This window comes from Thalassovita sp. (genome assembly GCF_034670005.1).
Classification (GTDB): Bacteria; Pseudomonadota; Alphaproteobacteria; order Rhodobacterales; family Rhodobacteraceae; genus Thalassobius.
In genome coordinates, this window is sequence record NZ_JAXMOH010000002.1 from 174,279 (window position 1) to 196,446 (window position 22,168).

Here is a 22,168-nt window from a genome sequence, read left to right on the forward strand (position 1 = left end):
TCAGGTCCCGCAAAAAGTCTGCTGCACCACTTCCGTTGAGAGCGGCGGACGCGTCAGATCCTCGGCCCCGGGCTGATCCTCATACGGGCGCGACAACACTTTCAGAAGCCGTTCGAACGGGGCATAATCGCCCGCCCGCGCCGATTGAATCATTTGTTCCACCCGGTGATTGCGCGGGATGAAGGCGGGATTGACGCTGCGCATCAACGCCTCGGGGTCGGTTTCCCGCTGCAACCGCTGCCGCCACTGCGTCGCCCAAGCATCGAACGCGGTCGGATCGGTGAACTGATCGCGCGCGTCGCCATGGATCAGCGCCCGGAACGTATTGGTGAAATCGGCCTGATTATCGGCCATCGAAGTCAGCAGTTCGCCAATCAGCGCCTCATCCTCGTCCGTCGCCGACTCTAACCCGATCTTACGCCCGAAGGCCGAAATCCATTCGGTCCGGATCATGCCGGACATCGCATGAACTGTTTCGGTGAACGCCTTGATCGCCACATCGCTGTCGGGCATCAGCGGCACAAGGCTGGTGGCCAGCTGCGCCATGTTCCAGGCGATGGCATTGGCCTGATTGTCATAGGCATAGCGCCCGTGATGATCGATCGAAGAATAGACCGTCACCGGATGGTAGATATCCAAAAACGCCGCTGGTCCGTAATCAATGGTTTCACCAGAAATCGAGGTGTTATCGGTATTCATAACCCCGTGGATGAACCCGATGGACAGCCATTGCACCACCAGTTTCACCTGACGTTCGATCACTGCCCGCAGGAAATCCAAAGGGGTTTCAGCCTGCGGATAATGCCGGTCCCGGGCGTAAGTAAAAAGCGCCTCAAGCGCCTCAATATCCTGTCGCGCGGCAAAATACTGGAACGTGCCCACACGGATATGGCTGCCTGCCACCCGGGTCAGAACCGCACCCGGCAAGGCCTCTTCACGATAAACAGCTTCGCCCGTGAGCACCGCTGCCAATGCCCGCGTGGTCGGGATACCAAGGCAATGCATCGCTTCGCTCAGCACATATTCCCGTAGCACCGGCCCCAGCCAGGCGCGGCCATCGCCCCGGCGGGAATAGGGTGTGCGCCCAGATCCCTTCAGTTGAATATCGCGGCGGTTGCCACCCCGATCGACCACTTCCCCCAAAAGCACGGCACGACCATCGCCCAGCTGCGGTGAAAATCCGCCAAATTGATGCCCGGCATAGACCTGCGCCAGTGGCGCCGCGCCATCTGGCATCTTATTGCCAGCAAAGATTTCGGCCATTACCGACGCGCTTGCGGCTCCGATCCTCAATTCGGCAGCCAAATCCGAGTTGAAGGCGACCAGTTCGGGCGCCGCTACCGGATCGGGTGAAACCCGAGTGAAAAATCGTGCAGGCAAAGCCGCATAGCTGTTATCGAAAGGGATCTGCAAACTCATGACCGTCACCTAAACCGCTGGTACAAAATAGCAAGGTTCAGTACTCCAGAGTCATCAGAAAATGGTCCGAATGTTCCCGGAATCGCAGCCTTGCATAGAAATCCCGGGATTTTTCATCGCCCCGGTTCAGGTCCACATGCAGCGCCTTCAGACCGGCACCGACCAGCGCCTTTGTCAGCGCGGTCAAAACTTCTGTTCCGATGCCGCGCCCGCGCACGCTGGGACGGACATAGATTTCATCAATGAAACCGGTCATACCGCCGACCTCCAAGGACCACCCGAAACTGATCACGACATGACCGATCGGAGCCCGTTTTGGTCCGAACAGATAAACAGCGCCATGCGGCGACCCCTCCAATAGCGGCCTCAGCGCTGCGGCGCGGTCGTCGTCGCTGCGTGTAATGCCCCGATCATCCTGAAATGACCGCACCTGCGGCAGCAAGCAGTCCAGATCGTCGGGTCCAGCCAGATGCAGCGCGGTCATAATCGCGACAGTCGGTCAGTCAGCAGGCTAAAAAACCCGTCTGCGTCGATATCGCGGATGAACATGGCATTGGGATCGCGCCCAGATACCCGCCACCAATCCGCCACGGTCATGCCCATTGTCAGTTCCGAACTGGTTTCGATCTCAACATTGATATGGCGGCCGGAAAACAGCTCGGGCCGGATCAGATAGGCGGTGACGCAGGGGTCATGCAAAGGCGCGCCCTGCGCGCCATATTTTTCCATGTCGTAGCGTTCAAAGAAATCGGTCATCTCAGCCACCGCCACCCCGACCCGGTTGCCAATGGCGCGGAAGGCGTCATTGCGGGCCGGTGTTACCAGAGCCTTGTGTGTCACATCCAGTGGCATCACTGTGATCTGCACGCCCGAGCCGAAAACGATCCGGGCCGCCTGAGGGTCTACATAGATATTGAACTCGGCCGTCGGCGTGATGTTACCCACCTCGAAATAGGCCCCGCCCATCAGCACAATTTCACGCACCCGTTCCGTGATGTCGGGGGCCTTTTCAAACGCCATCGCGATATTGGTCAGCGGTCCCAATGGGCACAATGTCACCGATCCGGCGGGTTCCGCACGTAGCGTGTCAATGATGAAATCCACCGCATGGCCGTCCTGAAGCTGCATTTTCGGATCGGGCAGAACCGGCCCGTCCAACCCGGATTTGCCATGAACATGTTCGGCGGTGACCAACTTGCGCCCAAACGGACGGTCGCAACCGGCAAACACTTTCATATCCGGCCGTCCGGCCAATTCGCAGACCTTGCGCGCGTTCAGTTCGGTTAGAGGCAGCGGCACATTGCCAGCAACTGCAGTGATCCCCAGAACCTCGATCTCCTCCGGGCTGGACAGCGCCAGCAGAATGGCCACCGCATCGTCCTGCCCGGGATCGGTATCAATGATGATCCTGTGCTTATCCATTCGCCCCTCCGTGGTTGCAGAAACCTTTTCAGGTTCAACTAACGAAGTCCAGAGAGCTGAGCCACAGGCCGATTTCCAGCGCTGGTTCTGCTGTTTCTCCTTGGACAAATACTCACCGGCGCAGCCGGCACGCCCTGATGCTGCCACAGAAAAGGGCGGCACCCTCTGGTGCCGCCCTTTTCCGATGATCTCGCAGAACTTAACCGTCGAAATCGACTTCCTCGATGATCCGTAAAGCGATGGGGCGCAACTTGGCCAATTCCATCAGATTGACATCATCAGGAACAAAATCGCCCCAGCTTTTCACCAACTCACCCGGTTCGACCCCCGGCGCGATCGGGTATTCGTGATTGGCCACCGCATAAATCCGCTGCGCCTCGGGTGCGGTCAGAAATTCCATCAGCTTGAGCGCGTTTTCCTTGTTCGGGGCGGATTTGGTCATCGCCACACCGGAAATATTCACATGCGCACCACCGCCTTCGAACACGGGAAAAACGATATTGACGCTTTCGGCCCATTCTTTCTGTTCAGGGTCTTCCAGCATTTCTCCCATATAATAGGTGTTGCCGATGGCGATATCGCATTCGCCGGCCCAGATTGCCTTGACCTGCGCACGGTCGTTACCTTGCGGCTTGCGAGCCAGGTTGGCCTTGAGACCTTCCAGCCATGCCTTGGCACCATCTTCGCCCAAATGATGGATCACCGCCGCAGTCAGCGCGACGTTATAGGCATGGGTACCCGAGCGGGTGCAGATGCGGCCCTTCCATTTCGGATCTGCCAGATCCTCATAGGTGGTAACCTCGCCTGGCTTCACGCGGTCCTTGCTGGCATAGACCACCCGGGCACGGGTAGTCAGGCCCCACCATTGGCCCTCAGGGTCGTGATAGGCCGCGGGAACATTCGCGGTCAGGATATCGCTTTCCACCGGCTGGGTCAGCCCGGCATCGACCACCGCAGCAAGGCGTGAGATGTCGACGGTCAGCACCAGATCGGCGGGCGACCGTTTGCCCTCAGCGGTCAGACGTTCGACCATACCCTTGCTCAGATAGGCAACATTGACGTCGATTCCGGTTTCCGCCTCGAATGCGTCCGTTAGTGGCTTTAGAAGATCGGGCTGACGGTAGGAATAAAGGTTAACCTCTTCGGCCATCGCCGGGGCCGCCATCGCAAGGCCTAGAACAGCAAGGGCAATGGGTTTGATTTTAGTGAGCATGCAAGACCTCCGATACTCAACAGACATTTGAGCAACGTTAAACCCGACTCTTTCGGTCGGGTCAATACCCGATTAAATCAATCAGATTTTGAGCACTGACCCCGTTCTTCCAGTTTGACCCGATCCCACAAGGCATCCATCTCTTTTAGATTCGACTCTGACGGCATCTTTCCCATCTCGGCCAGTTTGGCCTCAATCCCTTCGAACCGACGAATGAACTTGGCATTGGCAGCCCGCAAAGCGGCTTCGGGTTCGACCTCCAGATGCCGGGCCAGATTGGCCATCACAAACAGAAGATCGCCAAACTCTTCCTCGATCTCTTTCTGGGTCAATTCGTTTCGGGCCTCGGTGAGTTCTTCGGCCTCTTCCTTTATCTTGTCGAGCACGTCGTCGACATGTGGCCAGTCAAACCCAACCCTTGCAGCACGTTTTTGCAATTTCACTGCCCTCAGCAGCGCCGGAAGCCCGACCGCGACACCGTCAAGCGTTCCCTTTTGTGCCTTCTGTGCCCGTTCAGCAGCCTTGATCTGTTCCCAGTCGACCGTTTGTTGTTCGGCGGATTTATCGCGGCTTTCATCACCAAAAACATGCGGATGCCGTGCCACCATCTTGTCTGACATGGTGTCGGCCACATCGTCGAAACTGAACATCCCGGCCTCTTCTGCCATTTGGGCATGAAACACCGATTGGAACAAAAGGTCGCCCAATTCGCCCTTCAACTCGTCCCAGGCTTTCCGTTCGATTGCATCGGCGACTTCATAGGCTTCTTCGATCGTATACGGCGCGATGGTACTGAAATCCTGCTCGATATCCCACGGGCAGCCTGTTTGGGGGTCGCGCAATCGGCGCATGATTTCCAGCAAACGCGGCATTCCTCCTTTGGGGTCGTTTATCAGCGTGTCATCGGGCATTGCGGCGGCTCCCATATTACGATTGAGTGTGACCCTGACCTTTAGACCAGCCGGAGTCCAGTACATGGCCGTGATCAATCGCATCGCCGGGTTCACCGACGAAATGACCGCTTGGCGGCGGCACCTGCATCAGCATCCCGAGCTGAAATTCGACTGTTTCCAAACCGCGGCCTTCGTCGAGGAACGGCTGAAGGAATTTGGCGTGGATGAGATCCATACCGGGATCGCGAAAACCGGCATCGTAGCGCTGATCCGGGGGCAGGGGGATGGCCCGGTGATCGGGTTGCGCGCCGATATGGATGCGCTGCCAATCGAGGAAGAAACCGGCGCCGACTATGCCTCCACCACACCGGGCGTGATGCACGCCTGTGGTCATGACGGCCATACCACGATGTTGCTAGGGGCGGCAAAATACCTGTCTGAGACGCGCAATTTCAACGGCACCGTCGCGCTGATTTTCCAACCGGCCGAGGAAGATGGCGGCGGCGGCGGCGTGATGGTCCAAGAAGGCATCATGGACACATTCGCCATCGAAGAAGTCTATGCGCTGCACAACCTGCCGGGTTTCACCGAAGGTGGGTTCTACACCACACCCGGACCAATCATGGCGGCGGTAGATACTTTCCACATTCGTGTCAAAGGCATCGGCGGTCATGGTGCGATGCCACATGAAACCCGCGATCCGGTGATCGCCGCCGTGGGAATCGTTCAGGCGATACAATCGATTTCCAGCCGCAATCACTATGCACTGAATGATCTGGTAATTTCGGTCACTCAGATCCATACCGGATCGGCGGAAAACATCATTCCCGAAACGGCCTATATCAATGGTACCGTGCGCACCTTTGACCGGGATGTGCAGGCAATGGTGATGCGCCGAATGCAGGAAATTGTCGATGGGATGGGCCCGGCCTATGGGGTCGATGCAGAGCTGAATTACGAAGTCTGGTATCCGGCCACGGTCAACGATCCGGCGAAAACTGCCTTTGCTGCCGGAGTGGCGCGGCAGGTTTCCGGGGAAAGCATGGTGATAGACGACGGCACCCGCGACATGGGGGCCGAAGATTTTTCCTATATGCTGCAGGCTCGTCCGGGCGCCTATCTGTACATCGGTGGTGGCGAAGGTGCGGGGCTGCATCAACCGGGCTTCGATTTCAACGATGCGATCGCACCGATTGGCGCATCGTTTTTTTCCCGGTTGGTCGAAACCGCGTTGCCGATCAAGAACAGGGATCGTTGACCAGGGCGCGCGGCTCTGCAATATTTTGATCAAATTTCTTAAACGGGAGTCGCCACATGGGCCTGGAAGATGCAAAAACGCAAATCGATCACGCCTTTACCCGCGATGATTTGCGCGGATTGAGCTTTGAAAACGCTTTTGGCGGGGCCACTTCTTTCCTGCGCCGCCGCTATTCCAAGGATCTGACCGGGGTTGACCTGGCAATCACTGGCGTGCCGTTCGATCAGGCGGTGACGCACCGGCCCGGCACCCGTTTCGGTCCGCGTGCGATCCGCGAAGCCAGCAGCCTGCAACCCTATGATCCGCCCTATGGCTGGGGTTATGACCCGCTGGGCAGCTTTTCCATCGTCGATTATGGCGATCTGGCCTTTGACTACGCCAAGACGTCTGAATTTCCTGCCACATTGGAAAACCATTTCCGCACAATTCTGGCCGCCGATGTCGGCACTGTAACATTGGGCGGCGATCACTATATCGCGCTGCCGATCCTGAAAGCCTATGCCGAAAAATATGGACCGATGAGCGTGATCCAGTTCGATGCCCATTCCGACCTGTGGGCGGATGACGATTACGACCGGATCGATCACGGTACATTCATGTACAAGGCGGTGAAGCTGGGGCTGGTGGACCCGAAACGCTCGGTTCAGATCGGAATTCGCACCGAATGCGACGATTATCTAGGCATGAATGTGATTGATGCGCGCGAAGTGCATGAAAGCGCACCCGCCGATATCGCGAAAAAGGTCAAAGCGATCGTTGGCGATGCACCGACCTATCTGACCTTTGACATTGATGCGCTCGATCCGGCCTATGCGCCGGGCACCGGAACGCCGGTCTGGGGCGGACTGACCAGTGCCCAGAGCGCTATCATCCTGCGCGATCTGGCCGGGATCAATCTGAAAGGGGGCGATATCGTCGAGGTGTCGCCGCCCTATGATACCACCGGGGCCACCGCCGTGGCCGGGGCGCATGTGGCGATGGAACTGATCTGCCTTTGGGGCTGGAACCGGCGCTAAAACAAAGCGGAACGCCGCGTCAATCTTGTCTTTGAGCCGCTCCTGGCCCCCAATGGGGTTTCTTGAATATCTCTGGAACAGTGAAAGTGGCAGGCGATGAAATTTGTTGGGTTTTTCGTTTTAATACTGTTGGGTTTGATGGCCTATATCCGTCTTTCCCCGAATGACCCGACCCGCTGGCATCAACCGATCAAGGGCGATCAGGACAAGCAGTTCAGCGCCGGCATCGTCCGCGTCATCCCGGCAAACGCCAGGCAATTCGCCCGGCTACATGAGATCGCGCTGAGCTGGCCGCGCACAAAGGTTCTGGCCGGTTCAGTGGAGGAAGGCCTGATCACCTATATCAGCCGCAGTGCATTCTGGGGCTTTCCTGACTTCACCACCGTGGAACAACGCAGCGATCAGATTGCGTTATATGGCAGATTACGATTTGGCCGCAACGATTTCGGAGTAAACGCCGAACGCATCGCCAACTGGCTTGACGCTTTGGCGCAGCGATGAACTGAGGCAGCCCTGCGCCACTTCACGCCACATTGGTACATTCAGGGACATCTGGCATTGCGCCATGAACATGCGACCATCGACCTGCAGGCAAATGGTCTGACCCAGTTCGACCCGGGCACCGGACTTATCAGTGCAATAGCAATCCACCACCTTGCCACCGATGGTCTGATCGGACAGGGCAGGCGTGGCAAGCAGAACAAAAGCCAGAGTTTTCCACATGAAAAGAAGTCTAGCATATCCACCCCTCTTGACCAAATCACGTGAATGGGAAAAAGCAGGGATATGATTTCACTGGACCGACTAGATCAGATCACCAACCGTTTTGAATTCCTCGAAGCGCAGATGTCCGAAGGTCGCGGCGACATTGCCGTGATCGGCAAGGAATATGCCGATCTGCGTCCGGTGGTTGAGCAGATCAAGGTTTATAAGCAACTGCTCAACGACCTCGAAGACGCCGAAGAGATGCTGAACGATCCCGAAATGAAGGCCCTTGCCGAAGAAGAATTGCCAGACCTCAAGGGGCAGATTCCAGAGGTGGAAAAGGCGTTGCAACTGGCGCTGCTGCCCAAGGATGCGGCCGATGCGCGCCCGGCGATGATCGAGATACGGCCGGGAACGGGGGGCGACGAGGCAGCGCTGTTCGCCGGTGACCTGCTGCGGATGTATCAGCGGTACGCCGAGGCGCGGGGCTGGACGTTCCAGATCATTGATCTGGCCGAAACCGAACTGGGAGGAATCAAGGAAGTTACCGCTCATGTCAAAGGTGAAGGTGTCTTTGCCCGGCTGAAATACGAAAGCGGTGTGCACCGGGTGCAGCGCGTGCCGGAAACGGAATCGGGGGGGCGCATTCACACCTCGGCCGCTACCGTGGCGGTTCTGCCCGAAGCCGAAGATGTCGATATCCATATCGACCAGAACGATCTGCGCATCGACACCATGCGTAGTTCAGGCGCAGGCGGACAGCATGTGAATACGACGGATTCGGCGGTTCGCATCACCCATATCCCGACCGGAATCGTGGTGACTTCATCAGAAAAGTCGCAGCACCAGAACCGTGCCATCGCCATGCAGGTTCTCAAGACGCGGCTGTTCGATCTGGAACGTCAGCGGATCGATACCGAACGCGCCGCAGACCGCAAGGCACAGGTTGGCGGCGGCGACCGGTCGGAACGCATCCGCACCTATAATTTTCCGCAAGGCCGAATGACCGATCATCGCATCAACCTGACGCTCTACAAGCTGGACCAGATCATGCAGGGCGATCTGGATGACGTGATTGACGCGCTGATCGCCCATCATCAGGCCGAAATGCTGGCGGAGATGAACGGGTGACCCCGCTCAAAGCGCGATCCGCAGGCCAGGCCTTGTCGATGGCGCTCAAGCTGGGACAAGAAACCCTGGCAAACACGGACAACCCCGCCCGCGAAGCGCGTTTGCTGCTGGCCCATGCGGCAGGCGTCGATCAGGCTGGGCTGATCCAGTTGGATATCAGCGATTTCAATACCGAGGTCATGTCGCGTTATGCCGATCTGCTGCAGCGCCGCAGCGTAGGAGAACCGGTATCAAAAATCATCGGCTATCGTGATTTCTGGAACCATCGCTTTGAAATCAGCGCCGATGTTCTGGACCCGCGTCCCGATACTGAAACACTGGTTGCGGCTGCGCTGAAAGGGCCCGCACCAGACCGCATCCTGGATCTGGGTACCGGCAGCGGCTGTATTCTGCTTAGCTTGCTGGACGAATGGCCCCGCGCGACCGGCATTGGCAGCGATCTGAGCGACAAGGCGCTTGATGTTGCACAACGCAATGCGGATACGCTGAAATTGACCGATCGGGTTGCATTCATGGTTTCGGACTGGTTTTCCGCGATCGACGGCAGGTTCGATTTGATTGTATCCAATCCCCCGTATATTTCGGCCGATGAAATGCGCGGATTGTCGCGGGAGGTTTTGAACCACGATCCGCATCTGGCGCTTACCCCCGGTGGGGATGGGCTGGCCCCCTATCGGGTCATAGCCGCCGGTGTAGCAGAGCATTTGACTGAAACCGGACGGTTGCTGGTAGAAATCGGCTTGCACCAAGGTCCCGATGTATCGGCAATTTTCCGTCAAGCGGGGTTTGTGAATGTAGAAACCCTGCCCGATCTGGAAGGGCGTGATCGCGTCGTCACGGCAACAGTCCGCTGATTTTCTGTGGATAAACCTGCTGCAAGGACGAGAAACATCAGATTTTTGTCTGGTTGCCTCTTGCCACGATACGCTCAACCGACTACTCAGAAGGGGTCGAGGCGCAGGATGCTCTAATCCGCTCCCGCCCGACGCCAAGCCACAAAACGTTTTGAACCCGGTTGGTAATTGAGCGCAAGAGGCGTGAAACGGGTCCTACGACGCTGAAATGTGAAGGCTGGACAGCAGTAAGATGAGATCTTCCAAATCCCGTTCGCGGTCAAAGTCGAACCGTAGCAACAATAACCGTAATGTCGGAAATATCGTTAATCGTGTATTCGATAGTTCCGGCCCCGAAGGTAAAGTGCGCGGTACGCCGCAGCAAATTATCGATAAGTATAATCAACTGGCCCGCGACGCGCAGCTGAGCAATGACCGTGTGGCGGCTGAGAATTTTCAGCAGCACGCCGAACATTACCTGCGCATGTTGAGTCAGGCGCAGCGCGAAATGGACGCACGGCGCGAACAGCAGGAACGCGAAAACCGCGAACGTCAGGCCGAGCGCGACCGCGAACGCGCGACACGTCAGGACCGCGATCCCTCTGAGGCGCCGAAAACTTCGGCTGAAGGCACTGAGGATCCCGGCAGCTCCGAGCAGCCCGATATTGTCGATCTGGGCAATGATAAAGACAGCGGACTGGTGGAAACACCCGAGGCCGCTTCGGAAAAACCGGCCAAGCCGAAACCGGCCCGCAAACCGCGCAAACCCCGTGCCAAGAAAACGGTCGAAGACGGGTCTGCGCCAGATGCGCCGAAAGATCCACCTGCACCCGGGGCACCAGAAGCCGCAGAGTGATCTTTGAAAGCTTGATTTGAAAGGCCCCGAGAGGGGCCTTTTTGCTTGCGCGACCACTTTCTACAGGTGCGGACCCTCAGCCTGCGGACAAGTTCCGCGTCAGGGCGCAGAATTGTTCCAGCCCCACAGTTTCAGCCCGGTCGGTCGGCTTGATACCGGACGCGATCAAACGATCCTCAATATCCGGAGCGACACCTTTCAAAGCTGCGCGCAACATTTTGCGCCGCTGATTGAACGCGCGAGCAACCACCTGTTCCAACTTTTTCGGATCGGCAGGGAAGCGAGGTTCGGGCAGGGCGGTCAGATGTACCACGGCAGAATGCACTTTGGGCGGCGGGCTGAAGGCTTCGGGTGGCAATTGCAGCGCGATCCGCGTATCGCAACGCCATTGCGCCAGGATCGCCAACCGGCCATAGGCCTTGGATCCGGGTTGTGCCACGATCCGTTCCGCGACTTCCTTCTGAAACATCAATGTCAAAGATGTCCAGAACGGCGGCCATTCTTTTGGCGTCAACCAGCGGACCAACAATTCTGTCCCGACATTATATGGCAGGTTGGCAGCGATCCGGATCGGCGGCGTCAGGTATTGTAGCGGATCGATTTCCAATGCGTCGCCGTTGATCACCTGTAACCGGCCCGGATAGATTTGCGCGATTTCGTCCAGGGCGGCCATGCAGCGGCTGTCTTTTTCGATCGCCAGCACCTTGCGTGCACCTTCGGCCAGCAATCCGCGAGTCAATCCGCCGGGTCCAGGTCCGATTTCCAGAATGTCACAGCCGCTCAGATCGCCCGCGATCCGGGCAATTTTTGACGTCAGGTTCAAATCAAGCAGGAAATTCTGACCCAGTGATTTCCTGGCTGCAATGCCATGACTGTCGATCACGTCGCGCAGCGGCGGAAGGGGATCAATCTGGCTCATGTGCGGGTCCGGTTCGAAGCCATTTTATTGGCCAGTTTCAACGCGGCAATCGTCGATGTCGGATCGGCCAGCCCTTTGCCCGCGATATCGAATGCGGTTCCGTGATCAGGTGAGGTCCGGATAAAGGGCAGCCCAAGTGTTACATTGACGCCGCCCGCGAAATCTATGGTCTTGATCGGGATCAAGGCCTGATCGTGATACATGCAGATCGCAGCGTCGTAATGTGACCGTGCTGCCGCATGGAACATCGTGTCGGCAGACTTGGGTCCGTCCAAATGCAATCCCTCGGCCCGCAGCCGATCAAGGACGGGATTGATCAGTTCGATCTCTTCGCGCCCCATCGTGCCACCTTCGCCAGCGTGCGGATTCAGCCCGGCCACGGCCAAACGCGGACTGCTAAGTCCGAAATCCCGACGCAACGCCGCGTCCGTGATCCGGATTGTTTCGGTCAGCAGATCGGCGGTCAGCTGTTTCGGCACCTCGTTGATCGCGATATGGATCGTGGTCGGCACCACCCGCAACGCATCGCTGGCCAGCATCATCACAACGCGGTCCACATTGGCCAGCGCGGCAAGGAATTCGGTATGACCGGGATAGGCGAAATCCGCCCCATCCTTCAGCGCTTTTTTGTGAATGGGCAGCGTGCACAAGGCCGAAGCTGCACCGCTTTGCGTCAATTCAACTCCACGCGCGATCACATCGATCACGCCTTGTGCATTTTCCGGATCGGGCTGCCCGGGCCTGGCCGCGGCGGGAAAGTCATGCCGCAGCACCGGCACACCACGGCGGCTGGCTGCAATCGCGTCTTCGGGGCTGTCGATAATCACCACCGGGGCGGTGTCCGGCAAATGCCGCTGGTCGCCGATATAGAAAAACGGCAGGCTGTCGCCCAGCACGTCCCAGGCATGAAGCGCGATTTCGGGACCGACCCCCGCAGGTTCGCCGCAACTGAGCGCGATTGGCGCCCTCATCGAGAGGTGATCCGGGCTTCGGAACGCAGTTCTTCCAGAAATCCATTGGCAAAGGATTCCAGTTGGCGGTTACGCAGTTGGGCGGCGATTTCTTCGCGCGACGCACCTTCGGCAATCGCGGGTGTGCGACCACAGAGCATCAGGAAAACCAACTGCTGCCCATCGGCCCGGGTCAGGTTGGTCGACACTTCGCCCTTGTCGAGCTTCGCCAGTTCCATCGCGATATCTTGCGGCAATTCTGCGGGCGTGGTGGTTACCCGGTCCAGCAATTCGTCTGGCTGGCCCTGATTGACACCGTAAAGGTCGTCGCAGGTATCGATATGCTCACGCAGCTTTTCAGCTTTAGCCAGAGTTTCGGGGCTACGTCCGCCCGGCATGTAATAGGCCGCATATTCAATCGCTGAATATTCTGGCACCTTGTAGTCAGATTCTTCGATCGCGCGCAGCTGGAACACCGCCAGCGCGCCTTGAAACGGCAGCGGTGCGGTGGTTTTGCCCGGTGCCAGCCCCAACAGAACAGGACGCAAGGCCGGGGGCAGCTTGGTAATCGGCATCCAGCCCAGTCGCCCGCCGACATTGCGGCTGTTAGCGGCGGAATACTTCCGCGCGGCCTCGGAAAAGGCGCTGAGGCTTTCGATCTGGCTAATCTCCTCGGCCCGCGCCTGAACCTCTTCTTCGCGCCCCTGAGGTACGGGAATGATGATTTCCGAAACCAGCACCCGCACCGAACTGCCACCTGTAACGGCATTGAGCGCTTTGTCGATTTCGGCCTCGGATACCGAAACCCGGCCGTTGTATTTGGCCTGAATCAACTCACGCCAGCTGAGCCCCGGTAGCATAAAATCCAGAAAGCTTTGTTTGTCGACGCCTTCCTTTGCCAGTAGTTGATAGAGCTGTTCTGGCTTCAAGTTGGCGCGGCCAGCGAATTCGGCCACCCCAGCGTCGATCCCCTCGGGAGAAATCTGCAGTCCGACCGCGTCGGCCGCTTCGAGTTTCAGACGATCCTCTATCAACTGTTCGCGGGCCAGTTCGTTCCTGTTGCCGGCCGCGTTTAGCACCCCCAACAGCAATTCTCGCTGCTCGATTTCATATTGCGTGATAACCCGGTCATTGACCTTGATCACCGGATCAAAAAGCCCTTGGGCCAGCGCCAGCACGGGGGCGGTCAGAACGGTTCCGACGGCCGCGGCGGCAAAAAGAATCTGGCGCATGGTCTGTTTCATAGTCCTTGGTTCCTGCAACTGCGGGTATAGCTTTTGTCGACCTTGCCCGCGCTAAACCCAGTCAGTTTGACTGTGAAGCCCAAAGAGGTCGACGGCTCGACGATAGTGGAAGAGGTGAAGCGGCGCGAGAGGGAAAGGTTTACCTGAACGCATTCATTTCGGTAAACTAATCCCAGACTGGCTTCGGCAGTCTTGTCGCTGGCAACGTCATAACGCCAATCAGCGGTGCCCGACCACTGGTTGGAAAACCGGTAATAGCCATCCAAAAGCCATTCCGACACCGTACTGCTGCGATCTTCGGCCAAGTCGGCCCCAAGCCAGACATACGAGGCGCCAAAGCCACCACGTGCCAACTGCCACGCGGCGCGGGCTTCGGCCTTGGACACGTCGAATCCCTGATCGCTCAGCAACGTGCGCGCGCTAAGCGACAAGCCATTTACACTTTTCAGCTGACCCGCCAACAACAAATCCGACGTGGTTCCTGACAGGCCTGACGAAACCGAAAAATCGCTTTCGGACGTTTCGCGATAGACCTGCCCAAAAGCCAGAGTCGAACTGCCTCCCTTGGGTCCAAGCCGGGTCCAGACCAATCCCAAAGCAGCCTGCGCACCGCGTTCGCGCCGGTCATAGGACGGAAATCGCGATAGCGCCAACAGGTTGCTTTCGTCGAATTCAACTCGGGTGCTTTCATCGTTGGGCACATTAGAATTGGTCCCACCAGTCCAACCAATCATGGCCACCGGTTCAATCACATGAATGGCGCCGTTTCGCGCAGTTTTCATCCATGGCCACCGCAGCGTTACCCGGGTTTGCGGGGTCACCACGGTTTCCTTATCGACGGAACTGCTGTCTTGCTTGACTGAAAAAGCATCAACCGCAACGCCGGCATAATATTCCATACGGATACCCGCCGGACCGGTCCAGGTATTGCGCCAGCTTAGTTCCGTATCTGCCCGGCTAACGTCGCGCCCGTCGATATCCAGATCGGAATAGCGGTAATGTGAATGGGCACCCAACGACAATCTGACCTCACCGCCGATCGATTTTGGGAAAAAACGCTTTTCGTAATCGATATCGCCGATGATCGTGGGCAGGGTGGAATTGTCTTCACCATCGCGTAGCGTCTGGTAGGAGGTCAGCGCACCGCGGATATATTCGTCGCGTCTGACCCGGGTCAACGCGACCTCGCTTTCCAACCGGTCCTTATCGGAATAGTCGTATTCTACCAGATAGGCACGGTCAGTGACCGCTTCGACATTGAAACTCAGTTGGTAATCGTTTCGCAAATTGAACAAGCCTTGGCCGAACAGGTATCCGCGGCGGCCTGATTGAATAGAATCGTCGGATACCGCGCCGTTGAATTCAATCCGGCCATGACGAAACGCCTGTCGATAGCGCAGTTCCAGCGTACGCGTCTTGGACGACAGGTATGGGGTCAACATCAGATCGCGATGATCGCCCATCTTGATGAAATAGGGCATCTTGAACCCCAACCCCAGCAGAGAATTCTGCTTCAAAGACGGGATCATGAACCCGGTGGCGCGTTCCAAAGTTGGATCGGGCAACCGCAACCGTGGCAGCCAGAACACTGGTACATTCATGATCCGCAATTGCGCGTTTTCAAAATAAAGCTGGCGCTCTTTTTGATCATGTGTGGTTTTCGTGGCCCTGATCTGCCACAGCGGTGGCGTATCGCTGTTACAAACCCTGCATGAGGTCGCCGCGACCTTGTACAATTGAGAATAGCGTCCGCCAACGCGGCTAATCTGTGCTGCGGCCAACTGGACTTGCTGATTCATGATCATCCGCGCACCGCGCAGCAGCCCGTTTTCCAATCTGGCATCCAGTTCACCGGATTCGGCCAAAACGATGGTGTCTTCCCCTTCGCTCAGGGTGACCGGCCCCTCTATGGTCAGCTTGTCCTCGGCGCGATCATAGATCACGCGCGCGGCCTTCAATCGGATATCGTCATAAAAGGCTTCGACATTGCCTTCGGCGATCAACCGGTTGCGGCCTTCGACCCGCAGGTTATCAGCAACCAAAACCGCGTTTTTGACCTCTTGCACGGGCACAGGATCGTCCTGCTGCTGCGCGATAGCGGGCAACACATGACCGGCACAAAGCAATGCCGCCAGAAGGACTGAAGGAAGACGTCGTTTCATCACCCGTCCTCCATATGCAAAAGCAGTCCGAGCGCAAGCAGAACCGACGCCGATGGCGGCGCCCACGCTGCAAGCATGATCGGAATTTGTCCATTTTCGCCAAGTATTTGTGCGAAATTTCTAATGTAATAAAGACTAAAGCCGAGCATGATCGACGCCAGAACGGCAATCCCGGTGCGCCCAGACCGGGTGTGCCGCATCGTGAAAGCCGAGGCAATCAGCACCATCGCCATCAGAAACATCGGTCGAGCCAGTTCCATCTGCAACCAAACGGCGTGACGGCGGGCGGAAAACCCGGCTTCTTCCAATTGGGCGATATAGCTGGGCAAATTCCAGATCGATATCGAGCTGGGCAATCCAAAACTGTCGCGTATCCGTTCCTGCGTCAGTGACGAAGGCAGGGTCATTTCGGCAAAGGTTTCCGCAGCGCCTTCGGGATTTAGCTGAGGATTAAGAGGCCAGACCTTGGCGTGGGTCAGGGTCCACTGACCGTTCCCCAGAACGGCCCATTCGGCCTCGATCCGGCGCATGGGGCCGCCATCGGCGGAATAGCTGAGGAACGTAACGTCATAGAAGGTGGTGCCTTCGGGATTGGCCCGGGCGGCGCGGATCACGGTCTGGCCATCTTTCCCGCCCTGACGCAGCCACAACCCTTCTTTGCTGATCGAAAACGCATTGGCCGATCCACTTTGATAGGCTTCGAACAGTTCATTATACCGCTTGGAGGTTGCCGCGACGATCGGATTGAACATCGCTACGGTCAGTGTCCCGATGGTCGCAGCCACGATCAATGGCGACAGCAGACTGCGTAGGGCAGAACGCCCCGAAGCCCGCACCACCACCAGTTCCGACGACCGGGCCAGCCCCAGAAACAGGGTGATCGTGGACAGGATCATAATCAGCGGCATAATGCTGTACAGCCCTTCGGGCGTGTTCAGCAACGTCAGTTCGAAAATATCGGTGAGCGATACACCACTGGCAGAAAACCGGCTGATCTGTTCGACCAGATCGATCAACAGCATCAGCAGAAAAAATACCCCGCTGATGCCAGCAAAAATGGTGAAGAACTTGCGCCCGAAATAGAGGTCTAGTTTCATAGCGCCGCCTCCGGTTGGCGCTGTCGCCGCCGTCTGCGTGGTTTGGCCGCCCAATAGAGCAGGGTCACGGACATCATCGCGCCGGTCACCGAGGGGCTATAGACCAGCGGCCAAAGGTCGGGATTGGAACGTACCGCATCCGTCACCAACCCCTCGACCAGTTTGACGATGACCAGCAGCACCAGCGCGGCCACGATCTGGCGCCAGACGCCAAAGCGGGAAAAACCGCCGACCAGCAGGGTGGAAAATCCGATCAACGCCGCCACGACACAGAGAAACGCCTGATTCACCCGGTAATGCAATTCCTCGATGGCGCGGCCGATGCTTTCACCGGTTTCCGCCGCGATAGCCGCCGGTTCGCGCATCAATTCCCAAGTGGGGCTATTACGAATTTGCCTGATATCGACATCAGCAACACCAATCAACTTACTGATATCATATGTGAAATCTACGAAATGCGTGGTAAAAAGCCGATTGCCGTCACGCAAATAGCTCTGAGCCAGCCCATCTACCATCACCAGTTTGGTTGCCCCATTATCATTAATCAGATAGGCGCGGTTGGCGGTATAGGTCATCGCCCTTTTTTCGCTGCGCCGATCCGACAGAAATACATCCTCCAGCGCGCCATCAGGGGTGATATCGCGGATGTAGAAAGTCACACCGTCGGCTGGATGTAAAAAGGTTCCTTCGGTCAGTAACTTGGCAGTAATGTTGCGGGAAATTTCGTTTTCGCGCAGCTTCATCTGGCCCAGACTGATCGGCACCAAAACATGCGTCAGAACCGACATCATCACCCCAACGATCAACCCGTAATACAACACGGGCCGCGCCAACCGCCACGGGCTGAATCCGGTTGCCTGCATCACGACCAGCTCGGATTCACTCGACAATCTGTTGGTGACATAGACCGATGCGGCGAATACAGACATTGGCAACACCAGCCGGATCACGTTGGGCAAGGTCAGCGCGGTGAATTCGATAAAGACAAAGGCGGACTGACCGTCACCGATCAAGCGGTCGAACAGACGCACGGCCTGGTTGATCCAATAGATCGACACCAGCACCAGCGCAAAAAAGCCGAACAGCACCATTAGCTGCGACAGCACATATCTGTCGAATCTGGACACGAGCCCCCCAAGGCAATGCGTAATTTATGCCGGACGTTACAAGATGTGGACCGGGGGGGTAAACTGCTATCTGGCAATGTCGGCAAAGCGGCGCTAGGTATCAATGGGTATCAACGAGGAGAGCACCAGATGACCGCGCCGATTTCCATCCGTTTTGTCGAAACCGATCTAGATACCATTGCCACTCAGAAAGGCCGGGTGGCGGTGATTGTCGATGGCGAAGGTAAACTGGACCCCGGCGCGCGCCGGGTGAACCGGTTGACCAAGGGGGCGCTGGCGCGCTTTGCCGGGTCCGAGCGGTTCGCCAAGATGAAAGACGGGCAGGTGGCAACAATCGCTTTTCCGGTCGGAATGGAAGCCGAGGCCCTGGATATTTTACGCCTGCCGCGTAACCCCCAGTCCGAACTGGCGCGCAAGGGCGGGGCGGCTCTGGCCAAGGCAAAAGGAAGCAAGGAACAACTGATCCTGGCGGGCAATCTGCGCCATGCCGACGACCTTGCAATGGGGCTTGCGCTGCGCGGCTACGCCTTCACCGATCATAAAACCGCCGAACAGGACAAAGTCGAAGCCACCGTGATCGCCTGTTCCAAACCGGACGAGGCGAACGCCTCTGCCGCCCCTTTGCTCAACGTTGCCGACGGCGTGTTTTTCACCCGCGATCTGATCAGCGAACCGGCCAATGTTCTGACCACGACCGAATTTGCCGACCGGCTGCAGGCAATGACCGATCTGGGCCTGACGGTGGAGGTTCTGGAAGAAGACGCTTTGGAAAAACTGGGCATGGGCAGCCTGTTATCGGTGGGTCAGGGCAGCGTCAGCCCATCCAAAGTGGTGGTGATGCAATGGAATGGTGGCGAAAAAGATGCCGCACCATTGGCTCTGGTCGGCAAAGGCGTGGTGTTCGACACTGGCGGTATCAGCCTGAAGCCTGCGGGCGGCATGGAAGACATGACCATGGATATGGGCGGTGCCGGTGTGGTCGCAGGGGTGATGCGCGCGCTGGCCTTGCGCAAAGCCAAGGCCAATGTCGTGGGGCTGGTCGGGCTGGTGGAAAACATGCCCTCGGGCAATGCTACCCGCCCAGGCGACGTGGTAAAATCGATGAAGGGCGACACCATCGAGGTGATCAACACCGATGCTGAGGGCCGGTTGGTTCTGGCCGATGTTCTGTGGTACGCGCAAGACCGGTTCAATCCGGCGGGCGTGATCGACCTTGCGACCTTGACCGGCGCGATCATTGTCGGGCTGGGGCATGAAAACGCGGGCGTTTTTTCCAATGACGATGGATTGTGCAAGGATTTCCTCAAAGCCGCCGACGCCGAAGGCGAAGGTGCCTGGCGGATGCCGTTGGGCAAAGCCTATGATAACCTGATCAAATCACAGATCGCCGATATCAAGAATTCCGGCGGACGTCCTGCCGGGTCGATCACCGCGGCCCAGTTCCTGCAACGCTTCATCAAGGAAGACATGCCGTGGATTCACCTCGATATCGCTGGCGTGGCGAGTGTGAAGGCGGAAACCAAATATGCGCCCAAGGGGGCGACAGGCTGGGGCGTGATGGCGCTGAACCGTTTGATTGCCGATAAGTTCGAGGGTTAATCCCTTATGGGGGCTGCGTTTTTCTATCATCTTACCCGTGCGCCGCTCGAAGCGACCCTGCCCATATTGTTGGGCAAGTCGCTGGGTGCTGGCTGGAAGGTGGCTGTGCGCGGCCCCAATCGCGATCGGATGGAATGGCTGGATCAGAAGTTGTGGCTGGGACCAGAGGACGCATTTCTGCCGCATGGTCTTTCCGGTGGGCCGCATGACGCCCAGCAGCCGGTTCTGCTGACCACGGTGGGTCAGGCGGCGGCAAATGACCCGGCCTGCCTGATGGCGATCGATGGAGCAGAGGTGAGCCCGGAAGAAGTAAAAGCGATGGAGCGCGTTTGCATCCTGTTCGACGGAACCGACGAAGACGCGATGCAAGTGGCGCGCGGTCAGTGGAAGGCGCTGACCGGAGCGGGCTGTTCGGCGCAATACTGGTCGGAAGAATCGGGCCGGTGGGAAAAGAAGGCGGAAAGCTGACGCGATCTAAGCGGTGCCCGTCACCCTGCGTTCACGTTCGGAAAACCGGGCGAAATCCTGCATCAGATTTCGCCCAATGGGATCACGGAATGATCCGGGTGTATTTCACACCTTCCAGAGTAGCACCCGCCATCAGACCAGCCTGACCGAAGATCACCGCCACGACCGGGCTGGTCGATGTCGTAGTTTCGGCCCTCATGTTGCCGCCTTTGTCGTTCAGCGCATATTCCACATCGGCACCCGCCGCCCAGCCCGGAGAATGGCGGAACCGCATCAGCGCGTCTTCGGTCATGAAAAACAGAACATGAGCGAATTGTTGCGCCCCGATCTGAAACCCGATGCTGCCCTTGGTCGACGAATAGTAATCTACCGTCACCCCATCGACGCGCAGCGCGCCACGGCCATAGCCGCCGCCGATACCGAACCCGGCCTCGGTGACCAGCGGCATTACCAACTGTCCATTGGATTTTTCGGCCAGATTGCGGGTGTTGGGGTAGGTATTATAGAGATAGTCCAAAGTCTTATCGACCCGCGCATCGATCTTGAGGCCGGCATTGCTGCCGATGCCATTACCGCAAGCTGCGGTCACACCTGCGCCGGCCAAAGCCGCCAGCGTAAAGCCGCGTCGTGAAAACTGTGTCATGATATTGCCTGTTCATTGCCTGACTGCTGCCGACTATACTGCCGGTTTCTGCCTTGAGTATAAGCGCAGGACCGCGTCCTGTCACGCCCAACCCGCACGCGTCGGCAGGTTACCGCAACCCCTGCAATTTCTTTGCAACTGCAGGCGCAAAATAGGTCAGAATGCCATCACAGCCTGCGCGCTTGAAGCACAGCAGACTTTCCATCATTGCCTTTTCGCCGTCGATCCACCCATTCAGCGACGCCGCCTGAATCATCGCGTATTCGCCTGACACCTGATAGGCATAGGTCGGCACTGCAAAACGGTCTTTCACCCGGCGGCAGATATCCAGATAAGGCATACCCGGCTTGACCATCACCATGTCGGCGCCTTCGCTGAGATCCCGTTCGATCAGGCGCAACGCCTCGTCGGTATTGCCCGGGTTCATCTGATAGGTGGTCTTGTCGCCCTTCAGCGCCCCGCTGGCGCCAACCGCGTCGCGGAAAGGGCCGTAGAAGGCGCTGGCATATTTTGCAGAATAGGACAACAGCATGGTATCCTGAAATCCCTCGGCTTCCAGCGCCGCGCGCATCGCACCGATGCGGCCGTCCATCATGTCCGAGGGTCCGATAATATCTACGCCCGCGCGGGCCTGAGACAACGCCTGTTTGACCAGCGCGTCGACGGTTTCGTCATTGATGATCTTGCCGTCGACGACAAAGCCGTCATGGCCGTCAGAATTATAGGGGTCCAGCGCCACATCCGACATCACTGCGATATCAATCCCGGCGTCCTTGATCGCGCGGGTCGCGCGGTTTGAAAGGTTGTCAGGATTCCACGCCTCTTCACAGGTCGGAGTCTTCAGCGCCGGATCGGTATAGGGAAACAGACAAATCACCGGGATGCCCAGATCAGCGGCTTCACGCGCGGCATCGACGATTTTATCGACCGAGCGGCGCATCACCCCGGGCATCGAAGACACCGGTTCTTCTACTCCTTCGCCGTCACGCACGAAGACCGGCCAAATCAGATCGCCAACCCCCAAAGTATTTTCCTGCACCAGCGCCCGTATCTGCGGTGATTGGCGGGTACGGCGGAACCGGGTTGTTGGGAAGGGGGCTTGGCCGAGATGTGACATGGACGCGTCCTTTCTGATTGCGACATGGGTGCCATGTAATTTCCCGCATCTCAAGGGTAGGAATTGCCGCGCGGGCAAAGTATGCAGACGATAACG

General features: G+C 57.8%; 22 protein-coding genes. 8 read left to right on the forward strand and 14 right to left on the reverse strand.

The window, feature by feature from the left end:
• The 5 genes from VOI23_RS04750 to mazG form a co-directional block, all read right to left on the reverse strand.
• Entirely contained in the window at positions 1-1,419 is a 1,419-nt protein-coding gene (locus tag VOI23_RS04750) for a protein adenylyltransferase SelO (RefSeq protein WP_323782309.1), read from the reverse strand.
• Positions 1,420-1,456: 37 nt separating this feature from the next.
• Positions 1,457-1,903, reverse strand: coding sequence for a GNAT family N-acetyltransferase (locus tag VOI23_RS04755; protein WP_323782312.1), 447 nt, complete (start codon positions 1,901-1,903; stop codon positions 1,457-1,459).
• On the reverse strand, positions 1,900-2,841 hold the full coding sequence (locus VOI23_RS04760; RefSeq protein ID WP_323782315.1) for a nucleoside hydrolase: 942 nt from the start codon (positions 2,839-2,841) through the stop codon (positions 1,900-1,902). The genes VOI23_RS04755 and VOI23_RS04760 overlap by 4 nt, the downstream gene beginning before the upstream one ends.
• 199 nt (positions 2,842-3,040) lie before the next feature.
• Positions 3,041-4,054 (reverse strand): Fe(3+) ABC transporter substrate-binding protein, encoded by a 1,014-nt coding sequence (locus VOI23_RS04765; protein WP_323782318.1) that lies wholly within the window; start codon positions 4,052-4,054, stop codon positions 3,041-3,043.
• A gap of 77 nt (positions 4,055-4,131) precedes the next feature.
• Positions 4,132-4,965, reverse strand: a complete 834-nt coding sequence (mazG, locus tag VOI23_RS04770; RefSeq protein ID WP_323782322.1) for a nucleoside triphosphate pyrophosphohydrolase — start codon at positions 4,963-4,965, stop codon at positions 4,132-4,134.
• A gap of 64 nt (positions 4,966-5,029) precedes the next feature.
• Between mazG and VOI23_RS04775 the strand changes: the two genes are divergently transcribed.
• The 3 genes from VOI23_RS04775 to VOI23_RS04785 all read left to right on the forward strand — a co-directional run bounded on the left by VOI23_RS04775 (position 5,030) and on the right by VOI23_RS04785 (position 7,722).
• Positions 5,030-6,205, forward strand: a complete 1,176-nt coding sequence (locus VOI23_RS04775) for a M20 aminoacylase family protein (RefSeq protein ID WP_323782325.1) — start codon at positions 5,030-5,032, stop codon at positions 6,203-6,205.
• Positions 6,206-6,261: 56 nt separating this feature from the next.
• Entirely contained in the window at positions 6,262-7,221 is a 960-nt protein-coding gene (speB, locus tag VOI23_RS04780) for an agmatinase (RefSeq protein WP_323782328.1), read from the forward strand.
• Positions 7,222-7,317: 96 nt separating this feature from the next.
• On the forward strand, positions 7,318-7,722 hold the full coding sequence (locus tag VOI23_RS04785; protein ID WP_323782331.1) for a DUF1499 domain-containing protein: 405 nt from the start codon (positions 7,318-7,320) through the stop codon (positions 7,720-7,722).
• On the opposite strand, the gene VOI23_RS04790 is transcribed toward VOI23_RS04785, so the two are convergent.
• The gene (locus tag VOI23_RS04790; protein ID WP_323782334.1) at positions 7,645-7,944 is read right to left on the reverse strand and encodes a hypothetical protein; all 300 of its coding nucleotides are present in this window, start codon (positions 7,942-7,944) and stop codon (positions 7,645-7,647) included. The genes VOI23_RS04785 and VOI23_RS04790 overlap by 78 nt on opposite strands.
• 63 nt (positions 7,945-8,007) lie before the next feature.
• Between VOI23_RS04790 and prfA the strand changes: the two genes are divergently transcribed.
• The 3 genes from prfA to VOI23_RS04805 all read left to right on the forward strand — a co-directional run bounded on the left by prfA (position 8,008) and on the right by VOI23_RS04805 (position 10,746).
• The gene (gene prfA, locus VOI23_RS04795) at positions 8,008-9,057 is read left to right on the forward strand and encodes a peptide chain release factor 1 (protein ID WP_323782336.1); all 1,050 of its coding nucleotides are present in this window, start codon (positions 8,008-8,010) and stop codon (positions 9,055-9,057) included.
• Positions 9,054-9,911, forward strand: coding sequence for a peptide chain release factor N(5)-glutamine methyltransferase (gene prmC / locus VOI23_RS04800; RefSeq protein ID WP_323782339.1), 858 nt, complete (start codon positions 9,054-9,056; stop codon positions 9,909-9,911). Before prfA ends, prmC begins: the two co-directional genes overlap by 4 nt.
• 232 nt (positions 9,912-10,143) lie before the next feature.
• Entirely contained in the window at positions 10,144-10,746 is a 603-nt protein-coding gene (locus VOI23_RS04805) for a DUF4167 domain-containing protein (protein ID WP_323782342.1), read from the forward strand.
• A gap of 76 nt (positions 10,747-10,822) precedes the next feature.
• Here the strand turns inward: VOI23_RS04805 and rsmA are convergent, their stop codons facing one another.
• From rsmA to lptF, 6 genes are read right to left on the reverse strand one after another with little or no spacing between them, the layout of a single operon-like run.
• A complete protein-coding gene (rsmA, locus tag VOI23_RS04810) occupies positions 10,823-11,665 on the reverse strand; it encodes a 16S rRNA (adenine(1518)-N(6)/adenine(1519)-N(6))-dimethyltransferase RsmA (RefSeq protein WP_323782344.1) in 843 nt (280 codons plus the stop codon).
• Positions 11,662-12,636 carry a 4-hydroxythreonine-4-phosphate dehydrogenase PdxA gene (gene pdxA, locus VOI23_RS04815; RefSeq protein ID WP_323782347.1) on the reverse strand — a complete coding sequence of 325 codons (975 nt, stop codon included), beginning with the start codon at positions 12,634-12,636 and terminating at the stop codon, positions 11,662-11,664. The genes rsmA and pdxA overlap by 4 nt, the downstream gene beginning before the upstream one ends.
• Entirely contained in the window at positions 12,633-13,859 is a 1,227-nt protein-coding gene (locus VOI23_RS04820) for a peptidylprolyl isomerase (protein ID WP_323782349.1), read from the reverse strand. Before VOI23_RS04820 ends, pdxA begins: the two co-directional genes overlap by 4 nt.
• Positions 13,856-16,021 carry an LPS-assembly protein LptD gene (locus VOI23_RS04825; RefSeq protein WP_323782352.1) on the reverse strand — a complete coding sequence of 722 codons (2,166 nt, stop codon included), beginning with the start codon at positions 16,019-16,021 and terminating at the stop codon, positions 13,856-13,858. Before VOI23_RS04825 ends, VOI23_RS04820 begins: the two co-directional genes overlap by 4 nt.
• Positions 16,021-17,118, reverse strand: coding sequence for an LPS export ABC transporter permease LptG (lptG, locus tag VOI23_RS04830; RefSeq protein WP_323782354.1), 1,098 nt, complete (start codon positions 17,116-17,118; stop codon positions 16,021-16,023). The genes VOI23_RS04825 and lptG overlap by 1 nt, the downstream gene beginning before the upstream one ends.
• Positions 17,115-18,245 carry an LPS export ABC transporter permease LptF gene (gene lptF / locus VOI23_RS04835; protein WP_323782356.1) on the reverse strand — a complete coding sequence of 377 codons (1,131 nt, stop codon included), beginning with the start codon at positions 18,243-18,245 and terminating at the stop codon, positions 17,115-17,117. The genes lptG and lptF overlap by 4 nt, the downstream gene beginning before the upstream one ends.
• A 129-nt stretch (positions 18,246-18,374) precedes the next feature.
• On the opposite strand from lptF, the gene VOI23_RS04840 reads away from it, so the two are divergent.
• Together VOI23_RS04840 and VOI23_RS04845 are read left to right on the forward strand one after the other, a co-directional pair.
• Complete coding sequence (locus VOI23_RS04840; protein WP_323782360.1) at positions 18,375-19,844, forward strand: leucyl aminopeptidase; 1,470 nt, start codon at positions 18,375-18,377, stop codon at positions 19,842-19,844.
• A gap of 6 nt (positions 19,845-19,850) precedes the next feature.
• Positions 19,851-20,312, forward strand: coding sequence for a DNA polymerase III subunit chi (locus VOI23_RS04845; protein ID WP_323782363.1), 462 nt, complete (start codon positions 19,851-19,853; stop codon positions 20,310-20,312).
• 82 nt (positions 20,313-20,394) lie between these two features.
• Here the strand turns inward: VOI23_RS04845 and VOI23_RS04850 are convergent, their stop codons facing one another.
• A complete protein-coding gene (locus tag VOI23_RS04850) occupies positions 20,395-20,955 on the reverse strand; it encodes a YSC84-related protein (protein WP_323782365.1) in 561 nt (186 codons plus the stop codon).
• A 109-nt stretch (positions 20,956-21,064) separates the two neighbouring features.
• A complete protein-coding gene (hemB, locus tag VOI23_RS04855; protein WP_323782368.1) occupies positions 21,065-22,072 on the reverse strand; it encodes a porphobilinogen synthase in 1,008 nt (335 codons plus the stop codon).
• Positions 22,073-22,168: the final 96 nt, after the last annotated feature.